The organism is Flavobacteriales bacterium (assembly GCA_019694795.1).
Lineage (GTDB): Bacteria > Bacteroidota > Bacteroidia > Flavobacteriales_D > UBA2798 > UBA2798.
This window is the reverse complement of record JAIBBF010000006.1, coordinates 78,735-103,267: the sequence shown is the minus strand read 5'-3', so window position 1 is coordinate 103,267 and position 24,533 is coordinate 78,735. Positions and strand designations below refer to the sequence as shown.

Here is a 24,533-nt window from a genome sequence, read left to right as displayed (position 1 = left end):
TATCGGTGAGATCTCCACAGCCCACTAAATTACCACCCAATGTTTGAATAAAACATCCGGATAGACCACTAAACGCCCGATAACCATTCAGTGGATAAAATCGGTCAAATAAGGTATTTCCAAAACTGTCTAATTTCATCAATCCATATCCATTGGTGGCTCCCGAACTGTACACCATGTAATTAATAAAGTAATTTCCGGAGTCACTCACGATACCTGTTCCACATTCCGAGGGGGCCGAAAAGTGATCAATATCCCTGTTAAAATAAACCTGTGCATGGCCAACAGGAATGATGAAACAAAAACAGAGGTATAGAATGAGTTTTTTCATTTTATAACTACAAGTTTTTTAACCCCAATTATGCAATCATCAACGATTACTTTTACAAAATAGGTCCCGGGAGGGATTTCCAATAAGGGCATGAAAAATAGGTTGTTTGCTGGCATTTATTTCTGAATCTATTTTATTCTTCCGGTAATAGGTAAAATTCAAATTTTAGAATTTGGCATTATCAGTCAGCATTTTTATTAAAGAAAGATATAAAATTTATAGACGAGTTAAAAGTCCAAACAATAACAAAAAGCGCCCTTTTACCTGGACTTAGCTCATCGATTGACCGAAAATGAAATCTTGTTGCAAAAAAAAAGGTCCGGAATCCCGGACCTTTCTGTTCTTGATAAGAATTAGTGTTTGGCGAGGTAGTTCGCAACGCCATCGTGGGTTGCTTTCATTCCTTCGGAACCTTTATGCCAGTCTGCAGGACAAACCTCTCCGTTTTCTTCGAAGAATTGAAGTGCATCCACCATACGAAGTGCTTCATCAACGCTGCGTCCCAATGGGAACATATTCACCACCTGGTGCATTACAGTACCGCTTTTGTCAATTAAAAACAATCCTCGGTAAGCAATCATCGGACCGCTGGCTACTAATTCGCCTTCGTCGTCATAATCATATTCACCGGCAAGTACACCGTAAGCATCAGAAACGGTTTTAGAGGTATCTGCAACAATCGGATAAGTTACCCCTTTAATTCCGCCTTGATCTTTGCTCATTTGCAACCAACCCCAATGCGATTCTTCGGTGTCGGTAGAACAGGCAACCACGGCAACATTGCGTTTTTCAAACTCAGCAAGTTTGTTTTGGAACGCGTGTAATTCGGTTGGACAAACAAACGTGAAATCTTTAGGATAAAAGAAGAACAACACGTGCTTCTTACCCAGGTATTGGTCCAGTGAAAAATCATTCACCACCTGATTTCCGTTTACTACAGCAGCAGCTGTAAAAGAGGGAGCTTTTCTTCCTACTAAAACTGACATTTTATAAAATTTTAAATTAAACCTGTTTAGAGATGCAAATGTAGAAGTAATGTTTAAACATGAAGAACATAAATGTGAACAAAATGTTTAGAAGCGTCATTTTTTTTTCATTGTAAAACAAAACAATTTACTGATATTCAGCAATAAATATGATTTATGAAAAAATTAAATGTTATTTCAATGGTATTGGTTGCATTAGGAGCGGTAGCTTTTTTGTACAACTATTTTGTAGTTCAACCTCATTTAGGCATCCTTGATAATCCAAATGCCGGTCCTGCAGAATTTGCGCGTTATAGTGAATACAGAAGTTTAAGTGATCTAAGTGGATTAGCGGGAACAATTCTTGCTGGAATAGGATTCATACTAGGCCTTATTTCTTATTTTAAATCAAAAACCGGTAGCGCCTTGCTTTTCGCATTGTTGGGATTGGTAGTTGCCTTTATGAGTTTTTATTTAGCTTTTGCTCGTGTAGCATTATAAAAAAAGGCAGTATAACTGCCTTTTTTTTAAACCTGAATTACGCCAACATTGTACGCCTTGGTAAGAGGAGCGTGATTAGCGGCTTCAATTCCCATGGAAATCCATTTACGCGTATCCAGCGGATCAATAATGGCATCCATCCATAAGCGGGAAGCGGCATAATAAGGCGTGGTTTGTTTATCGTATTTTGCTTTGATTTTTTCGAATAATTCTTTCTCGCGTTCAGGGGTAATTTCTTCCCCTTTTGCTTTTAAAGAAGCTACTTCTATCTGCACCAGAACTTTTGCGGCTTGAGCTCCTCCCATTACCGCAATTTGTGCAGTAGGCCACCCGGCAATTAATCGCGGATCATACGCTTTTCCGCACATGGCGTAGTTTCCGGCGCCATAGGAGTTTCCTATCACAATGGTGAACTTGGGTACAACAGAATTACTTTGCGCATTAACAAGTTTGGCTCCATCTTTAATAATTCCGCCATGTTCAGAGCGTGAACCAACCATAAATCCGGTTACATCCTGTAAAAACACCAAAGGAATTTTTTTCTGATTGCAATTCATAATGAAGCGTGCGGCTTTATCGGCACTGTCGCTATAAATTACACCGCCTTGCTGCATTTCGCCTTTTTTACTTTTTACTACCATTCGCTGGTTGGCCACAATACCCACAGCCCAGCCATCTATACGGGCTAATCCGCAGATAATGCTTTTTCCATACAGTTCCTTGTATTCTTCAAATTCAGAATCATCCACCAAGCGGTCGATGATCTCGCGCATGTCGTAAGGTTTTACACGCGAATCGGGGAGGATACCATAGAGTTCGTTTTCGTCCTTTTTCGGTGGAGCAGGAGTACTGCGGTTGAATCCGGCCTTTTCATAGTCGCCAACTTTCGACATGATATTGCGGATGCGATCCAGACAATCTTCGTCGTTCTTGCATTTATAATCCGTTACCCCCGAAATCTCACAATGGGTGGTAGCGCCTCCAAGTGTTTCATTGTCGATATCCTCACCTATTGCTGCCTTTACCAAATACGATCCGGCCAGAAAAATACTTCCGGTTTTATCTACAATCATAGCCTCATCGCTCATGATAGGTAAATAAGCACCACCCGCAACGCAAGATCCCATTACTGCAGCAATCTGAAGAATACCCATGGAGCTCATAATGGCATTATTGCGGAAAATGCGACCAAAATGTTCTTTGTCCGGAAAAATTTCGTCCTGCATAGGCAAATACACACCTGCAGAGTCAACCAGGTAAATAATGGGTAAACGGTTCTCGATAGCGATTTCCTGTGCGCGTAAATTTTTCTTGCCAGTAATCGGAAACCATGCACCGGCTTTAACGGTGGCATCATTGGCAACGGCAATACATTGCTTTCCGGAAACATATCCCATCATCACCACCACACCACCGGCGGGACAACCACCGTGTTCTTCATACATTTCATAACCCGCAAATGCTCCGATTTCTAAACGTGGACTATCCTCATCAAACAAATAATCCAGGCGCTCACGAGCAGAGAGTTTACCTTCCTTATGCAGTTTCTCAATACGCTTTGCACCGCCACCTTCGTGAATAACATCAAGGCGACGATTCATTTGAGAAATCAAAAGTTTCATCTGGTCCTCGTTCTTATTGAATTCCAGATCTTGTTTTTTATGTTCAACTGTGCTCATAATCGAAAAATGTCCCCAAATATAAGACCCGAAGGCCAAAAGAAAAGAGGATAACAAAGAATTAATCCCCCTGTTCAGACTTATCGCTTCAAAAAGATGGACTTAAGGGTGGAATAGGGAATGGAATCCACCTCATGGTCCGTCATGGCCGGACCTTTTTTCTCGTAAAAACACTCTACAAGGGTATCGCCATTCATCGCTGTAATTTGTTTTTGCCTGTAAACTTCTTTGCGCTCGGGATGTGCACAATCCGATGCAAACTCATTCACTGAACTGTAGTCGATCCACAACGCATTTAAATCCTGCCTATAGCGATACGAAAATGCACCGCTGTCGCTAACGCAACTGCATTCGGAATTTTCTGTGGCATACATGCATTGTTCAGTAGCGTAATTGTTGTTTTTGAGAGAAAGAACCAATTTGGCGGCTTTAAATTTTAAATGATCAATCACACTAATTTCTGCTGATTCATAATAGAAACCCGGCGAATAATTTCCGCTGATAAGTCGTTTTAAAAATTGAATGGAATCTTCCTTTACAATCACTGAAATTTCATCATGATTATCGATGGATTTGTGCAGATAGGCATCGCATATTTTCCATTTTTTACCCTGAGGGAGCAATATGAAAGCAGATTCTTCGAAGAAACGGGGACTTGTAATCTGACTCGGATTAAAAGCGGTTCGTATAAATACCACTTCAGCTTTTCCCATTTTCAACCGTTCCTCAACATAACAAAATGCAGAATCATCGGGACCCTCCGGATTACTGAAACTTAAATAATAATCACCCTGGTGATGGTAATACGTTCCATAACACAGCTGGAGCAAAATGGAATCATGATTGCTGTCAATCAGACTGTCCACCAAACGTTCAGCTGGGTTCACATCCGGATCGGCAGAGAATTCCTGATTTATTAAATCCGGCTTAGGGTTGGAAGATCCTGCGGTGGTAGGGGTCGACTGTTGGTCGCATGCAGAAAATCCGCCCACTAAAAGCAGGAACATGCAATAGATGTGATACCTAAAAACAGTCATGACCCGCACAAGATAGTTAAAATCCCAGCGGTCATCGAAATCCCCGATTTTCCCTTTTCTATCGGTTTAATTTCCTTATTTTTACATTATGAAAAAGATTTATCTGGACAATGCCGCTACCACAGCGATGGATCCATTGGTGTTGGAGGCCATGTTGCCATTGATGAAGGAAGATTTTGGAAATCCTTCTTCAACGCATTCCTTCGGCAGAAAAACAAGATCGGCCATTGAAGCGGCCAGAAAATCGATTGCTGCGCTCTTAAATGCATCACCCGGTGAAATCATTTTTACCAGTGGAGGAACAGAAGCTGATAATACGGCGATTTTATGTTCCTGCAGAGATCTTGGGGTAAAGCATATTATTTCATCGCCATTGGAACACCATGCGGTTTTGCACTCCATTGAGGAGGCAGAAAAAGCGTATGGAGTGAAGGTAACCTGGTTAAACGTGAAAGGTAATGGTCACCTCGATTTAGAACAATTGGAACAGGTATTAGCTGCGGATGAGGAAAAAAAATTGGTTTCACTGATGCATGCCAATAATGAAATCGGGAATTTATTGCCGATTAAAAAGGTGGCTGAAATGTGTAAACAATACCAGGCGCTTTTTCATTCCGATACGGTTCAAACCATGGGCCATTATCCCATCGATACCAAAGTGATTCCTGTCGATTTTTTAGCTTGTGGAGCGCATAAATTTCACGGTCCAAAAGGCGTGGGATTTTTATTCCGCCGCGAAGGATTAAAACTGGAACCATTTGTACACGGAGGCGCACAAGAGCGTGGTCACCGCGGTGGTACCGAAAATTTATACGGGATTGTTGGATTAGGTAAGGCCTTTGAAATTGCACATTCCGAAATGCAGGAACACATGGATCATATTTCGGGTTTAAAACGATTCATGATCGAACGTTTAAAGGCAGAGATTCCCGGCGTTCAGTTTAATGGCGATGCAGAAGGAAGTTCGCTCTACACGGTGTTGAATGTGTCGTTCCCGCCCAATGAAAAATCGGATATGATGTTGTTTTCGCTCGATATTGCAGGTATTGCGGCATCCGGCGGATCGGCTTGTAGTTCGGGAAGCAACAAAGGATCGCATGTATTGGGTGCATTGGGGGTAGATCCTACACGAAGTAATATCCGCTTTTCATTTTCTAAATACACCACCAAAGAAGAAATTGAACACACCATCGAAATTTTAAAACAAACCATAGGAATTGTTGTCGCACACTGATTTTATTTTAAAATGATACCCGTACATAATCTTGCTTTAATCAACTCTGTATTTTCAACCTTTATCGCAGAACTCCGCGATGTGCATATTCAAAAAGATCCTTTACGTTTCAGAAGGAATATGGAACGCATCGGTGAGGTTTTAGCTTATGAGGTTTCTAAAACATTGCATTTTGAACCCCGCGAAGTGGAGACCCCACTCGGTACGGCCAATTGCCATCTCATCGCTCAGCAGCCGGTTTTAGCTACCATTCTCCGTGCGGGATTACCACTGCATATCGGCATGCTGAATTATTTCGACCGGGCAGAAAATGCGTTTATCTCAGCGTACCGTCAACATCATAACGACGACACCTTCGATATTCATCTCGAGTATTTGGCTTCTCCTTCATTGGAGGGAAAAGATCTGATTCTTTGCGATCCGATGCTGGCCACCGGACGATCGATGGTTGCTGCTTATAAATCCATGCTTAAAAACGGAACGCCTCGTCACGTTCACGTGGTTTCCGTAATCGGAAGCGCAGAAGGTGTGGCTTATGTAAAGAAAAATATGCCGCACAATACAACGATATGGATAGGAGCCATTGATGAGGAATTAACGGCGCAGGCATATATTGTTCCCGGACTTGGAGATGCAGGTGATTTAGCGTTTGGTGTAAAGTTGTAGGGATTGAACTGGATCGGACTCATAACTGTATTTTTCCTTGGAGCAACCAAATTTCTATTTGCGCCATCCGCTGCATTGGGGGCAGGATTCACTACCTGGGAAACCGTAATACTTGTTGCGGTAAGCGGATTATTCGGTGTCTCCTTTTTTTACCTGGGAGCAGATTCTATTATCAGTTGGTCGCAAAACCGGCGTAAGAAAAAGGACCAGCAAAAACGCGAAGCAGGAATTGTGGTGGTGCGTAAAGTATTTACCCCTTTTAAACGAAAAGTAGTACGCATTAAAAACCGTTTTGGAATCATCGGCATCGCCATTGTAACACCTTGCATCATTTCTATTCCCATTGGATCAATTCTGGCCGCACGATTTTTTCCCAATAAAATAAAAACACTTACGGCACTTTTTATTTCCACCATTGGATGGGCCTTTATTCTCACGTTCCTGAATGATCAGGTCATGAAACTCATCAATACTTTATTTGGATGAGAGATCAGGTAAAAACCATTTTTTTTGATCTCGACCACACCATTTGGGATTTTGAAAAAAATTCCTCCGAAGCATTGCAGGATTTAATTCGTATTCACGGACTGGAATCCGTCATTGGAAATACCCTTCAATTTATTGCCGACTACAAAAAAATAAATCACCTCTATTGGGAAGCCTATCGTAAAGGAGAAATGGAGAAAGCAGAACTGCGAATCGGAAGATTTCGTGAAGCACTTTCTGCCTATGGCGTAGAAGATCCTGCCATGCACGAAAAGTTTGCTGATGGATATGTGGAATTGTCGCCCGAAAAAACCAATCTTTTTCCCCATGCGCATGAGGTCCTCGAATATTTAGCAGCTAAATATCCCATGTACATTATCACCAACGGCTTTGAAGAAATTCAGGGACGTAAAATGAGAAATACGAAAATCAATACTTTTTTTAAGGGCGTAATCACTTCCGAAATGGCCGGTGTGCGCAAACCGCATCCTGATATTTTTAAATATGCCATGGGAATCTCCAATGCAATGCCACATCACTCGGTGATGATTGGAGATGAACCTGATATTGATATTCGTGGAGCAGGGGAGATGGGTTTGTTTACCATTTTATTTAATCCCGTTCAAAAAGAACATCAGGTAAAGGCGAATCACGAAATCCATTCCCTGATCCAATTAAAGGAACTGCTCTAAATGAAAAACCCCCACCGGTGGGTGAGGGCTTTCTATGAAAATCGAATAATTATTTCTTTTCTTCTTTTTTCTCTTCAGTTTTTCCATGGCAGGAAGAACCGGTAGTTGAACTACCTTTGCTGCAACAGCTTTTTCCTGTAGCAGTTCCGGAAGTTGAAGCATTAGCTCCTTCTTTAGAACAACAAGCTTTTTTGTCTTTACTTTCTTTCTTCTTCTTGTCTTTATCTTTATCAACTTTCTCGGTTTTAGTTCCGTTTACAGCAGCATAAGTATAAGCAGTAGAAGTTCCAACGAATGCGAAAAGCGCAACAGCAACGATAATCTTTTTCATGACTTTTTAATTTTAGAGTTAGTGCAATATAATCAAATCAAAAACAGTGCCCAAAAATTAAGTTATTTTAACTGATCCTGGTTCAGTGAATGACCCATTTTCTCTTTTTTGGTTTTGAGATAGGCGGCGTTATGCGGATTCGCATTGATCTCAATAGCAACGTTTTCCACAACTTCCAGGCCGTATGAAATCATCCCGGTTCGTTTTTTCGGGTTGTTACTCATCAAACGCATTTTTGTCACCCCTAAATCACGTAAAATCTGAGCTCCCACACCATAGTCGCGCTCATCCATTTTAAATCCAAGCTTCAGGTTCGCTTCCACAGTATCCAACCCTTCTTCCTGCAGTTTGTAGGCTTTTAGTTTATTGAGTAATCCAATACCGCGGCCTTCCTGATTCATGTATAAAATCACGCCCTTGCCTTCTTTTTCGATCATCTCCATGGCTTTGTGTAATTGGGGACCACAATCGCAGCGGCAGCTTCCGAAAATGTCGCCGGTCATGCAACTGGAGTGAACACGAACCAAAATGGGTTCATCTTTTTCCCATTCGCCTTTTACCAATGCAAGATGATCCATTCCATTGGTGGTTTGGGTGTAGGAGTAGAGTTTAAAATGACCTAATTCAGTGGGTAAATCAACAACAATCTGACGTTCAATTAAGGATTCTTTTTTCAGACGATAGGCGATTAAATCTTCAATGGAAACGATTTTTAAATCGAATTTTTGAGCGATCACCATCAATTCCGGTAAACGGGCCATGCTGCCGTCTTCATTCATAATTTCAACAATCACACCCGCCGGTTCAAAGCCTGCTAAACGCGCAAGATCGGTGGCGGCTTCGGTGTGACCCGCCCTGCGTAATACGCCTTCTTTTTTTGCGCGCAGAGGGAAAATATGTCCGGGTTTACCCAATTCATCGGGACGCGTTTCCGGATTGATTAAGGCTTTAATTGTTTTTGCACGATCCGATGCAGAAATTCCGGTAGAAGTTCCATGCCCGATCAGATCCACCGAAACTGTAAATGGCGTTTCATAGGTAGCACTGTTTTGTTGAACCATTAAGGTCAAGCCCAGTTCATCACAACGTGTTTCTACCAATGGCGCACAGATTAATCCTCTTCCGTGCGTAGCCATAAAATTGATGATTTCCGGAGTCACATTACGTGCCGCGGTTAAGAAGTCTCCTTCATTCTCACGATCTTCATCGTCCACCACAATAATCACCTTACCATTGCGGATGTCCTCAATGGCTTCTTCGATCGTATTTAATTTGTATTCCATCTTCGCGGTCGTTTTGGAATGCAAATTTACAACGAAAAGAATGAATTAGCTAAGCATTAATTGCTCTAATCGGGAGGTGGAGGAGGACCAATTATAGGTTTCGCGGATATAGGCAGCGCCCCGGCTTGCCATTTGTGCTGAAATCTCTGGATGATCAAGCAAATAAAAAATCGAATTCACCAATTCCTCCGGTTGATCTGCCACTAAAATCATGCTGTCCTTTTCTGCTTTTAACGCGTTATTGGCCAATCGTGAAGTAATGCAGGGAATTTCCATGGCCATGGCTTCAAGTAACTTGTTTTGCAATCCGGTTCCAATGCGAAAAGGAGCAATAAACACTTTAGCTGATGCATAGGATTCCCGTTGGTCGTCCACCCAACCACTCACCTTTACACCGGGTAATTTGGCCAATGCCAACACCTCCGGCGACGGAGATGCTCCGGAAATTAAAAACTGAAGTTCCCTGCCTTTTAATTTAGCAAGAGGTAAAATTTCTTCTGCAATATATTTTACGCAATCCACATTGGGCGGATAGTTCATGTTTCCGTTAAAGACCAGATCAAATTTTTTCTCACGTTCAATCGGATGGAAAAAATCGAAATCAACTCCATTGGGAATAATGGCAATTTGTTCCTGATCGGGATGGTAAATATTTTGGCGGTCCTGTAACGTGATGATGCACTTATGTTCGAAATAATCGAAAATCAGATTTTCATATTCCACCAAGCGGCGTGTTTCTGATTTGAAAAAGGGACGCGCAAAAAATCCGGCCAGGGGAATACGGCGTTCAACACCCTTGGAAAAAGAATCCATGTAATCGAGTGTCTTCGGAATATGATGAATATTTTTTACGTATTCCGAACAGCGGATGAGTTGACAAAAAATATGATCCGGTTTAAACCGTGCAATGATTCGTTCCGTTTTACGGTGAATGCTTTTTTGGTGGAAATACAACACCTGAAAAGGTAATTTGGAAAACAAACCAAGCAACAAACGGAAAAACATGCCTGCTTTGTGCATCCGGAAAATGTGAACCTCCTTACAAAATTTTTCAAGCTGTTTTCTGGCTTCCGTATCAATGGGAGAATCGCTGATGCAGACCAAACAAATCTCATGCTTTTTCGATAATTCTTTCAATTGATACCAGGCGCGGAGTTTGTCTCCTTTTTCCAATGGCCATGGAACCCGCGAAAGAATCACGAATAGTTTCATTTCTTTAACAGGGTATGATAAAAGCCGATTAACTTTTCCGTGAGCACTTCATTGTCGTAATGCTCTTCCACAAGTCTTCGTGCACTTGTTCCTAATTCTTTGCAACATTCCGGTTGCGACGTTACCGATAAAATGGCATCGGCAAATTGTTCGGGTTCATCCGCAATGAGCAAATGTTTTCCTTTCTCATAGTCGATTCCTTCTGCACCGATTCGGGTTGAAACGATGGCTTTTTTCATGGCCATGGCTTCAATAATTTTTACCCGCATTCCACCGGCCGTAAGCAGAGGCACCACCATTACACAATGTTGATTGATGAATTCTTTTGCATCGCTTACTTCACCGTCAATAACCACATTCTGGTCGGAATATTGATTTAAATGAGATGGCATCTTTCTTCCGGCGAGATGTAGTTTTAATTGCGGATTTTTCTTTTGTACAATGGGCCAAACCATTTTTAAAAACCAATCGATTCCTTCAATATTGGGTGTCCAGTCCATCGACCCGATATGAAATACCGTTGTTTGTTCACGTTGTAGTTCAACCGGCTTGTAACCCGAAAGATTGATTCCAAAGGCCAGATTGATGATTGGTTTTTTACATTTCTGCTGATGATACTTTTTTGCATCTTCTCCACTGATGGCAGCAATACCATCCACCGTGTTGATCACCTGCATCTCGTATTTTTTTAACTGACGCGCCAGTAATTTTAAATACGCTTTTTTCGCCTGATTCCTCGAAACTTCGGCCATGCGTTCCCAAATGATGTATTCGAGATTGTGAGAGCGTAGTACAATAGGGGCTTTGGAATGGCGACGAATCGTTGCGATATAGGGGGTCATGAACAGACTTTCCAGATGAATAATGTCAAATTGCTCTTCACTTAAAATCTGGACCAGCCTGCGATCGTAATCGGGAGAGAAAAAGCGGCTTACATTGTAGGAATCGGAAGTCACCAATGCCGAAAATGCATCAACGAGATTTACACTCGTATCAATAAACACACTTTCAATACGGGTTTTTGTTTTATACGCTTCCGGCATCTCCTGGTAAAGTGCAGGATGTTTTTGCGTTTCGATGGTCAAAATCTTCACTTCGTGACCTGCCTTTAACAAACCCTGGGTAATGGTGTTCATTGCTATACAGCCACCATCAACCGCGGGAATAGGAGGTTTATTGCAGAGTTGAAGAATTTTCATTGGCTGCAAATTTAGGTTTTTTTAGGCGCTTGAGACCCAAAATCCGCAGGTAAAAATCCAAATCGAAAAGCGTAGAGTCGCGGTTCGACTTATACGTGAGGAAAAATCCGACCGGAAATAAAATGATCGAACTGATCCACATTCCCCAAAATGGATCAATAACGCCCGATTTGGCCATTTTTTCACCTGTGATGGAGATGATATAATACAAAATGAATAACAAAGTAGAAGCCACAATGGGAGCGCCAAGTCCGCCTTTGCGAATAATTGCACCCAGCGGAGCACCAATGAAAAAGAGAATAATGCAGGCTACCGACAAGGTGAGTTTACGATGCCATTCTAAACGATGACGCTGTATGAATTCGTCTCTTCCGTTAAATTCATCTCTCCGGCCAATCAGATAGTCCACATTACCGCGAGCCATATTTAAAGCACCATCCACAATGCGTTTTTTGTCCTCTCTGCTTCGTGCTTCAAACGATTGCAAAATAGGTTTTGATGGTGTTGCAGCCAGGAGATTGGTGTCGACGGAATTCGGTTTTAAAACCGGAATAATACTGCCGGTGGCCACGATCTCCGGATCCTGTGCGCTACCTGCTTTTCGGAATAAAAGATATCTACGTTCAATGTTTCGTGCCAATTCTTCTTTTTTTCTCCTCATCTCAACCTTTAACGAATCTTCCTGTGTAGCGAGCTGCTCCATATTCAGCATTTCGTAATGGGTATTGTACACATCTACATTGGTGCGTTGCAACTGGAAGGCGGATAAGTCGAAATTCAGATTAGCCCGTTTAAAATATATTTTCTGATAGGGATATACACCGCCTTTCACCATTCGGGGTTGAACTTCCTGGTAGATTTTTCCATTGGTTAAATGGAAGATCATCGCCTTACCGCCATTGATTTGTTCTATACTTCCACCTTCGGCCCAGATATCGCGTTTGTAAACCACATTGCCTTCGCTGTGATCGAAAATAAGGACATCCTTAAACTCATCGCCCTTCTTGTTTTTTTCCATGATCCGGATGCTGTATCCGGGAATATCGTTGTAAAAGGACTTTTCATTCAGCGATAAGCTTGGTTTTTGCTGCTGTATATCGAAAATCAGCGATCTGAATTTCATATTGGCAACCGGCCATAGATAATTCGCAAACAGGAAAGCGGCAAAACTCAGTAGGAAAATAAAAATGGTGAGGGGACGCATAATCCGCAGCAGGGAGAGTCCGGACGATTTCATGGCGGTGAGTTCACTGCTTTCGCCCAAATTACCAAACAGCATAATTGAGCTTAATAAAATGGCAAGCGGCAATGCCATGGGAACCAGGTTGGCGGAGGCATAGAACAGCAGTTCAGCAATCACATACCATTCCAGTCCTTTACCCATCAGATCATCCACATACTTCCAAAGAAATTGCATGATCAGAAAAATCATGGCAATGGCAAAGGTCAGCAAAAAGGGACCCAAATACGATTTTAGTATGAGGCGTGTTAGCTTGTTCACGGCGAATTAACGCTGCAAACCTACGTAAAATTGCAGCAGGACGGGAATCAGGCGCCTAAACGTTGTTTCAGTACGCTGATTTGATTGTTCCAGAGAAATTGACTGTCTTCCACATCATCTTCATCGGCATGGTCAACCACCATCAGAGCGACTTCCATCGTAAGCGGATCGGTTTTAATGATGAATTCAAACACCGTACTTTCTTCTTCATCATCCCTTTCCCATTGGAAACGGACATGTTCAAAGGGCTTTTTACTCACCAGGCGTGCCCTTTCTTCGGTACCGTCCCATTTAAAAATGTAGATGTCGTTCTTAATATTTACATCATCCGCAAACCATTCCGATAAACCATCAGGGGTGCTTACAGAATTATAGAGAACTTTATTAGAGGACCTGAGCGGAAACTCAAGTTCGAACTTTACTTTATTGCTCATCAGGTAATTGATTTGATTCCAATGTAATAAAAAAATACAACAAAGAGAAGGAGAATTATGAACAGATGTTGAATAATGTTGTGAATTCAATTGAATCTGTATTTTTGCAGCATGCTGAACGGAAAAAAAATTGTTGTGGTGTTGCCTGCCTATAATGCAGCTCAAACCCTTGAAATGACCTATAAGGAAATTCCATTTGATATTGTAGATGATGTGGTATTGGTGGATGATGCAAGTAAGGATCAAACATCGGATGTGGGTCGGCAATTAGGAATCAAACACATTATCCGTCACGAAAACAACCGCGGTTATGGTGGTAACCAAAAATCCTGCTACAACAAAGCACTGGAGATTGGAGCAGATATCATCATTATGCTTCATCCCGATTACCAGTATACGCCTAAACTGATTCATGCAATGGCCAGCGTAATTGCCTATGAGGTTTATCCTGTTACAATGGGTTCACGTATTTTAGGAAAAGGAGCGCTAAAAGGTGGAATGCCGAAATATAAATATGTCGCCAACCGCTTCCTCACCTTGTCGCAGAATATTTTAATGGGACAAAAACTTTCCGAATACCACACCGGATACAGAGCGTTCTCTAAAGAGATATTTGGAAAAATAAACATCGAAGCCAACGACGACGATTTCGTTTTCGATAATCAGATGCTGGCTCAGATTTTCTTTGCAGGATTCGAAATAGGGGAGGTGACCTGTCCAACCAAATACTTCGATGAAGCATCCTCCATCAACTTCCGCCGCTCGGTTAAATATGGACTTGGCGTATTAAAAGTTTCGTTCCAGTACCGCTTTACCAAATGGGGAATGGCCAATTCGAAAATCTTCAGAAAATCATAATCAAGAAGGAGATGAATTAATCCTCCGGATGAATAAATAATTTGTCCGGATTTCTTTTATCAGCGCGATTCGGGCGGTAATAAAATACAAAGCCATTTTTTTCACCAATGATGTTTAATTCAGGATACAGCTGCGAATAATGCTCTTTTTGCTGAATCTTGGAAATTAAAAATGCCGGTTTATCAATATCACCCGTGCAAAGCCAGGTTTCATCACCGTGACGAGGATCTTTTTGCGGCATTTTTTCTGAATAAAACAAGTAAGCATAACTCTTGAAACCCATCGGTTGGAGATACACATCCTTGCCTTTTATACCTTGGTAAAATTCAATGGCCGACCGTTGCGAATAACCTTCAATTTTTGGCAATAAAAGAGCACTTGCACCAATAAGGGTTAATACAATTCCAATAGAAAAACTCAAAAATCCTTTAACCAAATCCTGACGTTGAATAAAAATAAAACCAATAATCACCAGGATCAACAACATAATCCCAATCATCGATTCAGCACCCGACCAATGAATATCCGCTTCCAGATTTGCTAAGGCAAAAGGATCTTTTACTGTTTTTTCATTCAGGAATTGGGCTTTATTTTTTAGAATAAAGGGTATAAATGTCAGCACAATTCCCAATATCGCTCCAATGGATAACAGGGTGATGGACATCCACTTTCTCCAATGAAATGCTTTGTTTTCGGATATGGTAAAAAGGTAATCGGCAGCGAGATAGGTAAGAGGAAAATAACAAAGGGAGGAATAATGAACGATTTTGGTTTTTACAATGGAGAACAAGATGAGCGTAACCCAAAACATTATCTTCATCCACAAACGGAATCCTGCATCTTCTTTGTTCTTGTAAAATAAACCGCCAATAGCGGGAATACTTGCAGGAAAACATCCGATTAACAAGATCACAAAGTGATAATAAAATGGTCCGCCATGACCCGCATCCTGGGTGCTAAACAGGCGGATTTGATACACGATAAAATCGGAAATGATATGGGCTTGTCCTTTTGCAATGAGCATCATAAACCATATTCCTCCGCTTAATGCAGTAAATAGAATCAGCATTAAAATTCCGCTTATGCTGAATAATTTTCTAAACCGGTGAAAGGCCCAGAAAATAAACAGACTCATTCCCGCTATCAGAATAGCAACGGGTCCCTTGGTCATTACCGCTAAACCTAAAAACAAACCGGCTAATGCATATTCTTTAAGCGGATGTTCTGCTTGTTGTAAAGTGGAAGCCAGGTAAAAACGATAAAAAGAAAGAAAAATAAAAAGATTGAACCAGGGGTCGATAATCCCTGATTTAAAATACAAATGTGGTAATAGAGAACCGGCATACAACATCACCCACCACCAACCGAGGCGTTCGTTTTTTAATCGCTTTCCTGCAGCGAACAAGACCATGAGCGTGATAATTCCCGCAACAGCATTCGGAAAGCGTGCACCAAATTCATTGATGCCAAAAATTTTCATGGAAAGCACCTGCATCCAAATAAAAACCGGTGGTTTTTCCCAGAACGGTTGGTAATTGATCTGCACGGTTGAGTAATCACCCGTCACCATCATTTCCCGTGCACATTCTGCAAAATTGATTTCGTCCCAATCGAATAAATGGGTTGTTCCCAGCATTGGAATAAAAAATAAAATTCCAAAAGCCAGAATCGCGAGACGAGGATAATTCATGATGTTTTTCATCTTACCGCTTTCAAAAATCCATTGCTAAGTCCCCACTCCGATTTTACATAAAACAGAAAATAGAGCGAAAGAGAGGTCAGAGTTCCAATACACATTCCGGCATATGCATCCATAATAAAATGTTGCGACAAGTAAACGCGGGAATAGGCAGCTATTGCCGCAAGGATAAACCACGTTACCTGAAGCCATTTTCGTTGCGTACTAAAAGCTAATGCTGCAAAAATGGCAAAGGCAGTGGTAGAGTGCCCCGAAGGAAAGCTGTTGTTGAGATGCAAAATCACCCCTTCAACCGGATGAAAACCAGGAGTTCCGGATAAATAATGAGCGGGTCTGAAATAATCATCAAATACCAAATGCTTTAATGTTTGCGCAATCAATGAAGATAGTCCCAATGTAAGCATCAGAAAAAGACCGGATCGGTATGAAAAGGATAGACAAATCAGAATCAACACACCGGCAAATAAACCGTCACCCAAATGGGTGATATAGGGAAATAATAAATCGCCGGCGGGAGAATGATGAGAGGTAATGCTAAGATGTCCGCTCAATTTTTCCATGGAAATGAAAGGCAAACATGCCAGCAAGGCAAGAAGGAATAACCAAACGAAAAAATTGCTGAATAGTCCTTTCAAGTTCTGTTTTTTTTGCAAACCTAAGGCTAATCTTGGTTGTGCTTTCATTTTTTTTCAGCTTTTCACTCCTGATTTTTAAAAAAAACTATATTTGCGCCCTCAATCAACAAAGTAGCCTCTTTTTAGGGGTGAACATCCTGGCGGGGTAGCTCAGTTGGTTAGAGCGCAGGATTCATAACCCTGAGGTCACGGGTTCAACTCCCGTCCCCGCTACCAATGAAGCAGAAAAAGTCCAGGGTATGCCCTGGACTTTTTCGCTTCATTGCCCTGTAGCGATCCGACGCAGGAGGATCTGCTTCAGGGAAGAATAATAATAAACGTAAGAACTGAATTTTTTCTCTCCACAACCCTGAAGCGATGCGAAGAATGAGCATCTGCTTCAGGGGGGGGGGGATCAATAAATGATTTAGGATATGCATTTACCATACTGTGTTTATATTTTATTCAGTGAAGTGGATCACCTGCTATATATTGGATTCACTACTGATCTGGAGGAAAGAATTAAAAGACATAATTCCGGGCAAAATAAAAGCACAGCACCAAGAAGACCTTTAAAACTGATATTTACAGAACATTACCTGTTTGAAGAAGATGCCTTAAAAAGAGAGCAATATTTCAAAACAAATATGGGTAAAAAAGCAATAAAACTAATGTTGAAAGGGACATTAGATAAAATGGAATATAAGCACCCTGTTTCGGGAATTAATATTAGTTCAGATGAATAAGTGGTAATAGTATTTAATCGTCACCTCCCTTATCAAAACAACCCCATCACACCAATCAAAGTAACGTTATCTTTCTATTGCTACTTTTCTATATTTTGTTGAATTAGAATCAAAACAATCGGCTTGATTTCGGAATACAGCATTTAGGCATTTCCCTTGTAAAAAATGACCATCACCGCGGCAACGATCAATCCAAATCCCAAAACGTAATTCCATTTTAAACCTTCCTTTAAAAAGAAAACAGCGAAAATCATAAATACAATCAGACTAATGACTTCCTGAATCGTTTTTAATTCGAAGGCGTTAAACTGACCATGACCAATCCGGTTGGCGGGGACCATCAGACAATATTCAAAAAAGGCAATTCCCCAGGAGATGAGAATGACTTTCCACAATGAAACATGTTTAAAACTGAGGTGACCATACCATGCTATGGTCATAAAAATATTAGAGAGTAATAGGAGTCCGATCGTTTTCATGCCTGTTGTATTCGTTTTTGAGCTTTTAGCTTGATAATATCCTGGATGGATTTGTTTTCAATTTTACTTTCCAGCCAGCTGATCATATCGAAATACAAAAATGCACGTTTTTCAAATGGATCGTTGGTCAGAAGCATCATTTTCGATTTCAGGTCCTTAAACTGACGAATAATTTCCTCCGGTTTAGCACCTTTTTTCAGGTTTTTTAAAAAGCGGATAATCAATAAATGATATTTGGCAAAATTCCGGTTCTGCAATAAAAAACGATAGGCAGAACGAATGGCGGAGTCCACCATTTCATCATCCTGCAATTCGAAATAACAAATCAACCGGAGTATTCGCGCAAAAGCATGGATATCCTCCCGCAGATCCGGTTCTTCTGCCTGAAAAATTTTGTTTAACCATTTTAAGGCTATTTTATAATTTCCGGCACCTACATACAGACTCGCAATCTTATAATAAAAAATCAGCACCGTATGGGTATCGAGTTTGGGAATAAAATCATTTAATTCCTTCTCCAGCTTTAAAACGATTTTTGTACCCGAACGGAATTCGCCCAGCATAAAATGCCGGTTTATTTCGTGAATGTAAATCGCTTTAAAAAGGTGCAAACTGATGTTGTCGGTTAAACGCAGGGGCTTATTTCTTTTCAGTGCGACTAACTTTCGGTGGGTATCCATGAAATCTTTATACAAATACAATTTGTTTTGCACCACCAGCAAACTGTTCAGGGCTTTAATATACATTTCAGTCCTTCTGATTTTCATTTCCGGATGCGAATCAAAAAGCCGGACAAGTTGAGAAGCGTAATGCAAACCGTTTTTTAAATCCTGCACAAAAAAGGAATAACCGATAAAGGATTGATAGAGATAGAGCAATTCATGAAAAGATAATTCTGTTTCCTTGTAGTGAGGCAATGAAGAAAAAAAAAGCTTTTTTATTTTATCCAGTTCCCTTTTATTTCGGATAAATCCGCTTTGCTGATAATAGTTCGTTAATAGCAGCGATAAATTGGAAAATGAATTAATATTCCGGATAGCATTTGCCGTTTTTTCAGTTTCAGATATAATCTGATTGACCCGTTTGGCAGAGTGGGAAACACCTGATCGCGATACGGCCAGTTTCTCCAATTCAAGTAATTCCAGCAGTAAAAGAAAACTGTCGTTAGAAGAGGCTTTTTTCTTCGCCTTATCAATCATGCTCAAACAATCGTTATATAAACACCGGTCGTAAAGCAAGCGTGCCTGATCCATCATTTCTGAAATTTGTATTTCAGGATGGTTCTTGCTTTCCAGGCGTTGAATACTTAATAAAACTTCCCGGTATAAATGAGCTTTAAGGTTAGAGATTTGAGCGGGTAGGAGTGTGGGGTTTTTTCGAAGTAGCTTTTGTTCGTCGATTTCATTTTTTTCATCAATGGCTTTAAACAAAATCATGTACTTCAAATCACTTTCCGGATGCTCCATTCTAAAGGCCCTTTTTTCAGCCTTGGTCATCGACTTGATAAGCCGGAAAACATGTTCATTTTTGTTTTTGGACACTGTAATTAAATTGTTCTTTATTTAATTGAAATATAAACTATTAACAACAATTTTTAATCGATATTATCGATTTAGATAGTGTAATTATAGCTTTTTTTTTATTGGTGGACAAGGATACTTACTATAAATTGCCTTAACAATTCATACACTCGCAATAAACATCACTATGGCAAAAGCGGCAATTACAGGCGTTGGCGGATATGTTCCGGAATACATTCTTACCAATGAAGAAATGGAAACCATGATGGATACCACCAATGAATGGATCGTAACCAGAAGCGGAATCACGGAGCGAAGAATTTTAAAGGATAAGGATAAGGCCTCCGCCTATATGGCTGCAGAAGCTGCCAAAATGGTTTTAGAAAAAACGAAAACAGATGCGAAGGACATTGAGTTGGTCATCGTGGCAACCGTTACGCCAGACCATCAATACCCGGCTACAGCCAATATAGTTTCCGATATGATTGGAGCAGTCAATGCCTGGAGTTTTGATGTGCAGGCGGCTTGTTCCAGTTTTATATATGCTTTAAATACCGGTTCCAAGTTTATTGAATCGGGAACGCACAAGAAAATTCTAGTGATTGGCTCAGATAAAATGTCGAGCATTATGGATTATACCGACCGTTCCACTTCCATTTTATTCGGAGATGGAGCAGGAGCAGTGTTGCTGGAACCAAGCACCGATGATACCGGAATTATCGATGCCCGAATGTATGTGGATGGCAGCGGAAAGAAGTTTTTATACCAAAAAGCAGGTGGTTCTTTGAATCCTGCCTCCTATGAAACCATTCTTAACAAACAGCATTTTGTTACCATGGAAGGTCAGTCCGTCTTCAAAGTAGCCGTTGTTAAAATGGCTGATGTAGCGGAAGAAATGATGCGCCGAAACAACTTAAATTCCGACGATATCGCCTATCTCGTTCCCCATCAGGCCAACAAACGTATTATTGAAGCTACGGCCGAACGAATGGGAGTGGGCATGGAAAAGGTTATGCTTAATATCCAGCGATTTGGAAATACCACATCGGCCACCCTTCCACTTTGTTTGTGGGAATGGGAAAAGGACCTCAAAAAGGGTGATAATTTGATTCTTACCACCTTCGGAGCAGGATTTACCTGGGGTGGTATGTATATTAAGTGGTCCTACTAGTATCATTATCAAACCTTTTTTCGTCTCATTAATTCAGGTTTTGGTCATTTCCACCGCCTTTTGTTAATTATTTGTTGGAACAACAGACCATTTTTGGTTAAATTTAGGCCTCTCATTTAACCTAAATTTTGCTTGCATGAAAAAGAATCTACTTTCTTTTTTTGGTGGCTTTCTGGTAATGATTTCTCCGGTTGTTGCGCAAAACAATGATGATTTTGGCGTAATCACTTGTGAAGAATTTCATATTACCAGACCACTTAGGGATCTTGCTAAAGAAAACCCCGTAAACATTAAAAAAATCGAACGCGAACGTCTTCGCGAAGAAGAATCGAAGGACAGAAAGCACCGTAAGGCGCATAACTTCGTTTTCTCGGCAGAAAAAGACGGTGAACTTTATGGTAACGATCCTGCCATTATCCAAACAAGAGGCGGAGGTCGCGATCAACGTGCACCTATTCAAAACTGGTTGGGACAAAGCGCTTCAGGATTTCGTCCATTCGACCCGTCCGGAGCTGCAGGAACAAACTATTATGTTCAGGCAATCAACTCCACCACGTTAAAAGTATTTAATAAAACTACTGGTGGAAATGTACTTACTACCACCATGGGGAATATCTGGAGTCCGGCTACACCTAATGATGGTGACCCTATCATTATGTACGACCGTTACGCAGACCGTTGGTTCATTTCACAATTTGGTACAAGTGGAAATAAAATTTATATCGCTATTTCTACTACCAATGACCCCACCGGATCTTACTATACCTATACATTTACTTCACCACAGTTTCCGGATTACCTGAAGTTTTCTATTTGGGCAGACGGATACTACATGACTTCCAATCAGGGGACACAAAAAGTGTTTGTATTCGAAAGAGATCAAATGTTAGTAGGTAATCCTGCTGCTCGTTCGTTATATAAAACATTTTCTCCAACCCAAGGTGGTGGATTTTTCGTTCCACTTCCTGGTGATGCAGATGGAAACGGTGGATTACCTACAGTAGGTACACCATGTCCGATTTTCTCTTACACCGACAACGCATGGGGTGGTGGAGCTATCGACGGAATTCAAATCTATCAGCTTTCAGTAAACTGGAGCGGTACTCCTACAGCTACTTTCACTGGTCCAACCAATCTTGCTACTAATGCATTTGATGCTTCATACAACGCATCATGGAATGATATTTCTCAACCTGGAACAACTCAAAAACTCGATGGTATCGGTGGTGTATTAAACTACCGTGCACAATGGAGAAAATGGTCAGGTTACAACAGTGTAGTTTTAAACTGGGCGGTAAAAATTTCTTCTACCCAAAGAAGTATCATGTGGGCAGAATTACGTCAAAATCAAACTACGGGGGTTTGGTCAGTTTACCAACAAGGTATATATACTCCGGATGCAACCTATTCACGCTGGTGCGGATCCATTGCAATGGATGATAACGGAAACATCGCGCTGTGTTATACCAAATCAGGTTCAAGCACAATTTATCCTTCACCATGTTATACCGGACGTTTAGCGAACGACCCACTCGGAACAATGACTTTCGCTGAAACTACAGTTCAGGCAGGTGTTTGTTCTCAAACAGGAGGTATCAATCGTTTCGGAGATTATTCTCAAACTTCACTCGATCCGGATGGATTTACCTTCTGGCACACGGGTGAATATATGGGTGGAACAACCGGATCCTATACTGCTGCTAAAACAAGAATTTATTCCTTCCAATTGCAGGTACCAGGACCAGTTGCTTCGGTTTCCATTACTAGCAATGATGCCGATAACACCATCTGTACCGGAACATCAGTAACCTTTACTGCTACTCCAACTAACGGTGGAACTACTCCTTCCTATCAATGGCAGGTGAATGGTGCAAATGTTGGAACAAACAGTCCAACCTATACCACCACTTCATTAACGAATGGAGCTGTTGTTACATGTATCATGACTTCTAACCTGGGTGGTGTAATCGGATCTCCGGCTACGTCCAATTCAATTACAATGACTGTAAACACTATTCCGGCTACACCTACACCGGGAAGCAATTCACCATTGTGTTCAGGAAATACATTGAATTTAACCACTGCTACAGTATCAGGTGCAACCTATGCATGGACTGGTCCTTCAGGTTATACTTCAACCAGTCAGAATCCAACCCGTCCAAGCGCCACAACGGCAATGAGCGGTACATATTCTGTAACTGTAACTAAGAGCGGATGTACTTCAGCTGCAGGTTCGGTTTCTGTAACAGTTAACCAAACACCTTCTGCTCCAACTGCAGGAAGTAACTCACCGGTTTGTGCAGGTACTGCACTTAACTTAACTGCATCTACAGTTGCCGGAACTACTTATGCATGGACAGGTCCTTCCGGATATACTTCAAGCAGCCAAAATCCAACCATTGCATCTCCAACTACTGGAAACACCGGAACCTATTCCGTAACTGCAACTGCAAATGGTTGTACAAGTACTGCAGGTACAGTAGCAGTAACTGTAAATGCAAACGTAACTCCGGCTGTAACCATGGCCATCACTTCAGGAGCTAATCCAAGTTGTCAAGGTTCCAACGTAACCTTTACTGCAACTCCTTCGAATGGTGGAACTACACCAACATATCAATGGACAGTAAATGGTAATCCGGCTGGAACAGGATCATCTTTCTCTTCTTCTTCATTGAATACAGGAGATGTGGTTTCTGTTATTATGACCTCTAACGCAAACTGTGCTACACCAACTACAGCTACTGTTGGAAGTCCGGTTACAATGACCATTACTTCCGTACCTTCTACACCAACCATTACACAAAATGGATTTGTACTTACTTCTAGCTCTGCTACAGGTAACCAATGGTATTTGAATGGTAACATTATTCCGGGTGCAACCAGTCAAACCTACACTGCAACTTCAGATGGAGTTTATTCAGTAGTGGTAACCATCAACGGTTGCTCTTCCGGCGATTCTTCTCCAATCAACGTAACAGGAACTGGAGTAGATGAAGCTAATCCACATTTACTGGTAATCTATCCGAACCCATCCAGTGGAAACTTCAGCATTTCGTTCGATGCAAAAGCGAATGAAACCTACACGCTCGAATTGTTCGACGATTTGGGTCAGATTGTATTTACTGAAGTAATTAAATCTAGTGGTGCTTTCGTTAAGCAGGTTAGTCTTGGCGAAAAAGCTACAGGTATTTACACTGTATCACTGAAAAGTGAAGGAAAAGAAACAGTGAAGAAAATCATCATTACACGATAATCAATCAATACACAAAAAAGCCCCGGTTCTTTATTGAATCGGGGCTTTTTTTTTGAATAAAAAATTGAATTAATCGTCGTAACCAAAATCGTTGAACATTCCACCAATCTCGTCGTCCATCCCTTCTTCACCTTCTCCAAAATCATCATCCTCATCAATACCGAATTCTTCATCTACCATGCGGCCTGTTCCACTCATTTCATCACCGCCAAACATGGTATCTTCCATTTGTTTGCTTTCCTCTTTAGGTGGATTACCAAACATCATTGGAACATCAGGATACTTAACGCCTTTTTCAGCGCTGTCTTCTCCAATTAATTCCACGAGAAAACACCACATGCGCATAAAATCATAAACCAGAATCAAACGCTGACGAGGCTCCGTCATGTAGTCGGCAAGTTTACATCCTTGCATGGTCAACATTTTTTGATCCCCTTCACCCATATCCAGCAAAGTAATTTCTTCCCCTTTATCCCAGTTTTCGTTACTGAGGTAAAAACTCGACATCACCCCGCCACCAAACTTAAATGTTTTTACAATGGTGTTGTAGAGATCCTCAAAACTCGCTTGTGTATCGATATCCACATCGCAGAAAACATCATCTTTTGTGTCGAGCACAACTCTGAATCTGTAAATATTCAT

At 41.1% G+C, this 24,533-nt stretch carries 24 protein-coding genes and 1 tRNA gene; 10 read left to right on the top strand and 15 right to left on the bottom strand.

Features of this window, described 5'->3' with window-relative positions:
- Together K1X56_03960 and K1X56_03955 are read right to left on the bottom strand one after the other, a co-directional pair.
- A partial coding sequence (locus tag K1X56_03960) for a hypothetical protein (GenBank protein MBX7093854.1) occupies positions 1-331 on the bottom strand: 331 nt, incomplete at its 3' end.
- Between the two features lie 353 nt (positions 332-684).
- Complete coding sequence (locus K1X56_03955) at positions 685-1,317, bottom strand: peroxiredoxin (protein MBX7093853.1); 633 nt, start codon at positions 1,315-1,317, stop codon at positions 685-687.
- 156 nt (positions 1,318-1,473) lie between these two features.
- Here K1X56_03955 and K1X56_03950 point away from each other — a divergent pair, with 156 nt between their 5' ends.
- Positions 1,474-1,797, top strand: a complete 324-nt coding sequence (locus K1X56_03950; protein MBX7093852.1) for a hypothetical protein — start codon at positions 1,474-1,476, stop codon at positions 1,795-1,797.
- A 26-nt stretch (positions 1,798-1,823) separates the two neighbouring features.
- Here K1X56_03950 and K1X56_03945 read toward each other — a convergent pair whose 3' ends face one another.
- Together K1X56_03945 and K1X56_03940 are read right to left on the bottom strand one after the other, a co-directional pair.
- Positions 1,824-3,476, bottom strand: coding sequence for an acyl-CoA carboxylase subunit beta (locus K1X56_03945; GenBank protein MBX7093851.1), 1,653 nt, complete (start codon positions 3,474-3,476; stop codon positions 1,824-1,826).
- An 80-nt stretch (positions 3,477-3,556) separates the two neighbouring features.
- Entirely contained in the window at positions 3,557-4,483 is a 927-nt protein-coding gene (locus K1X56_03940) for a hypothetical protein (GenBank protein MBX7093850.1), read from the bottom strand.
- Between the two features lie 118 nt (positions 4,484-4,601).
- Here K1X56_03940 and K1X56_03935 point away from each other — a divergent pair, with 118 nt between their 5' ends.
- From K1X56_03935 to K1X56_03920, 4 genes are read left to right on the top strand one after another with little or no spacing between them, the layout of a single operon-like run.
- Positions 4,602-5,747 carry a cysteine desulfurase gene (locus K1X56_03935; GenBank protein MBX7093849.1) on the top strand — a complete coding sequence of 382 codons (1,146 nt, stop codon included), beginning with the start codon at positions 4,602-4,604 and terminating at the stop codon, positions 5,745-5,747.
- Between the two features lie 15 nt (positions 5,748-5,762).
- Entirely contained in the window at positions 5,763-6,413 is a 651-nt protein-coding gene (upp, locus tag K1X56_03930) for a uracil phosphoribosyltransferase (GenBank protein MBX7093848.1), read from the top strand.
- A 3-nt stretch (positions 6,414-6,416) separates the two neighbouring features.
- Positions 6,417-6,899, top strand: coding sequence for a hypothetical protein (locus K1X56_03925; protein ID MBX7093847.1), 483 nt, complete (start codon positions 6,417-6,419; stop codon positions 6,897-6,899).
- Positions 6,896-7,591, top strand: coding sequence for a YjjG family noncanonical pyrimidine nucleotidase (locus tag K1X56_03920; GenBank protein MBX7093846.1), 696 nt, complete (start codon positions 6,896-6,898; stop codon positions 7,589-7,591). The genes K1X56_03925 and K1X56_03920 overlap by 4 nt, the downstream gene beginning before the upstream one ends.
- A gap of 49 nt (positions 7,592-7,640) precedes the next feature.
- Here the strand turns inward: K1X56_03920 and K1X56_03915 are convergent, their stop codons facing one another.
- The 6 genes from K1X56_03915 to K1X56_03890 form a co-directional block, all read right to left on the bottom strand.
- Positions 7,641-7,922: a hypothetical protein gene (locus K1X56_03915; protein ID MBX7093845.1), complete on the bottom strand. Its 282-nt coding sequence runs from the start codon at positions 7,920-7,922 to the stop codon at positions 7,641-7,643.
- A gap of 62 nt (positions 7,923-7,984) precedes the next feature.
- Positions 7,985-9,205, bottom strand: coding sequence for a bifunctional 3,4-dihydroxy-2-butanone-4-phosphate synthase/GTP cyclohydrolase II (locus K1X56_03910; protein MBX7093844.1), 1,221 nt, complete (start codon positions 9,203-9,205; stop codon positions 7,985-7,987).
- A 45-nt stretch (positions 9,206-9,250) separates the two neighbouring features.
- Positions 9,251-10,417 (bottom strand): glycosyltransferase, encoded by a 1,167-nt coding sequence (locus tag K1X56_03905; protein MBX7093843.1) that lies wholly within the window; start codon positions 10,415-10,417, stop codon positions 9,251-9,253.
- Positions 10,414-11,616 (bottom strand): glycosyltransferase family 4 protein, encoded by a 1,203-nt coding sequence (locus K1X56_03900; GenBank protein MBX7093842.1) that lies wholly within the window; start codon positions 11,614-11,616, stop codon positions 10,414-10,416. The genes K1X56_03905 and K1X56_03900 overlap by 4 nt, the downstream gene beginning before the upstream one ends.
- Positions 11,591-13,117 (bottom strand): LptF/LptG family permease, encoded by a 1,527-nt coding sequence (locus K1X56_03895; protein ID MBX7093841.1) that lies wholly within the window; start codon positions 13,115-13,117, stop codon positions 11,591-11,593. Before K1X56_03895 ends, K1X56_03900 begins: the two co-directional genes overlap by 26 nt.
- 47 nt (positions 13,118-13,164) lie before the next feature.
- On the bottom strand, positions 13,165-13,551 hold the full coding sequence (locus tag K1X56_03890; protein ID MBX7093840.1) for an SRPBCC domain-containing protein: 387 nt from the start codon (positions 13,549-13,551) through the stop codon (positions 13,165-13,167).
- 111 nt (positions 13,552-13,662) lie between these two features.
- Between K1X56_03890 and K1X56_03885 the strand changes: the two genes are divergently transcribed.
- A complete protein-coding gene (locus K1X56_03885) occupies positions 13,663-14,409 on the top strand; it encodes a glycosyltransferase family 2 protein (protein MBX7093839.1) in 747 nt (248 codons plus the stop codon).
- A gap of 16 nt (positions 14,410-14,425) precedes the next feature.
- On the opposite strand, the gene K1X56_03880 is transcribed toward K1X56_03885, so the two are convergent.
- Both K1X56_03880 and K1X56_03875 read right to left on the bottom strand, forming a co-directional pair.
- Positions 14,426-16,111 (bottom strand): glycosyltransferase family 39 protein, encoded by a 1,686-nt coding sequence (locus tag K1X56_03880; protein ID MBX7093838.1) that lies wholly within the window; start codon positions 16,109-16,111, stop codon positions 14,426-14,428.
- Positions 16,108-16,743 carry a phosphatase PAP2 family protein gene (locus K1X56_03875; protein MBX7093837.1) on the bottom strand — a complete coding sequence of 212 codons (636 nt, stop codon included), beginning with the start codon at positions 16,741-16,743 and terminating at the stop codon, positions 16,108-16,110. The genes K1X56_03880 and K1X56_03875 overlap by 4 nt, the downstream gene beginning before the upstream one ends.
- 139 nt (positions 16,744-16,882) lie before the next feature.
- Here K1X56_03875 and K1X56_03870 point away from each other — a divergent pair.
- Positions 16,883-16,959 (top strand) — tRNA-Met (locus K1X56_03870).
- A 197-nt stretch (positions 16,960-17,156) separates the two neighbouring features.
- Positions 17,157-17,468, top strand: coding sequence for a GIY-YIG nuclease family protein (locus K1X56_03865; protein ID MBX7093836.1), 312 nt, complete (start codon positions 17,157-17,159; stop codon positions 17,466-17,468).
- A 143-nt stretch (positions 17,469-17,611) separates the two neighbouring features.
- Here the strand turns inward: K1X56_03865 and K1X56_03860 are convergent, their stop codons facing one another.
- Together K1X56_03860 and K1X56_03855 are read right to left on the bottom strand one after the other, a co-directional pair.
- Positions 17,612-17,947, bottom strand: a complete 336-nt coding sequence (locus K1X56_03860; protein ID MBX7093835.1) for a DMT family protein — start codon at positions 17,945-17,947, stop codon at positions 17,612-17,614.
- On the bottom strand, positions 17,944-19,443 hold the full coding sequence (locus tag K1X56_03855; protein MBX7093834.1) for a hypothetical protein: 1,500 nt from the start codon (positions 19,441-19,443) through the stop codon (positions 17,944-17,946). Before K1X56_03855 ends, K1X56_03860 begins: the two co-directional genes overlap by 4 nt.
- A 211-nt stretch (positions 19,444-19,654) precedes the next feature.
- Between K1X56_03855 and K1X56_03850 the strand changes: the two genes are divergently transcribed.
- Together K1X56_03850 and K1X56_03845 are read left to right on the top strand one after the other, a co-directional pair.
- Positions 19,655-20,638 carry a ketoacyl-ACP synthase III gene (locus K1X56_03850; protein MBX7093833.1) on the top strand — a complete coding sequence of 328 codons (984 nt, stop codon included), beginning with the start codon at positions 19,655-19,657 and terminating at the stop codon, positions 20,636-20,638.
- Between the two features lie 136 nt (positions 20,639-20,774).
- Complete coding sequence (locus K1X56_03845; protein MBX7093832.1) at positions 20,775-23,891, top strand: T9SS type A sorting domain-containing protein; 3,117 nt, start codon at positions 20,775-20,777, stop codon at positions 23,889-23,891.
- A 69-nt stretch (positions 23,892-23,960) separates the two neighbouring features.
- On the opposite strand, the gene K1X56_03840 is transcribed toward K1X56_03845, so the two are convergent.
- Complete coding sequence (locus K1X56_03840) at positions 23,961-24,533, bottom strand: hypothetical protein (GenBank protein MBX7093831.1); 573 nt, start codon at positions 24,531-24,533, stop codon at positions 23,961-23,963.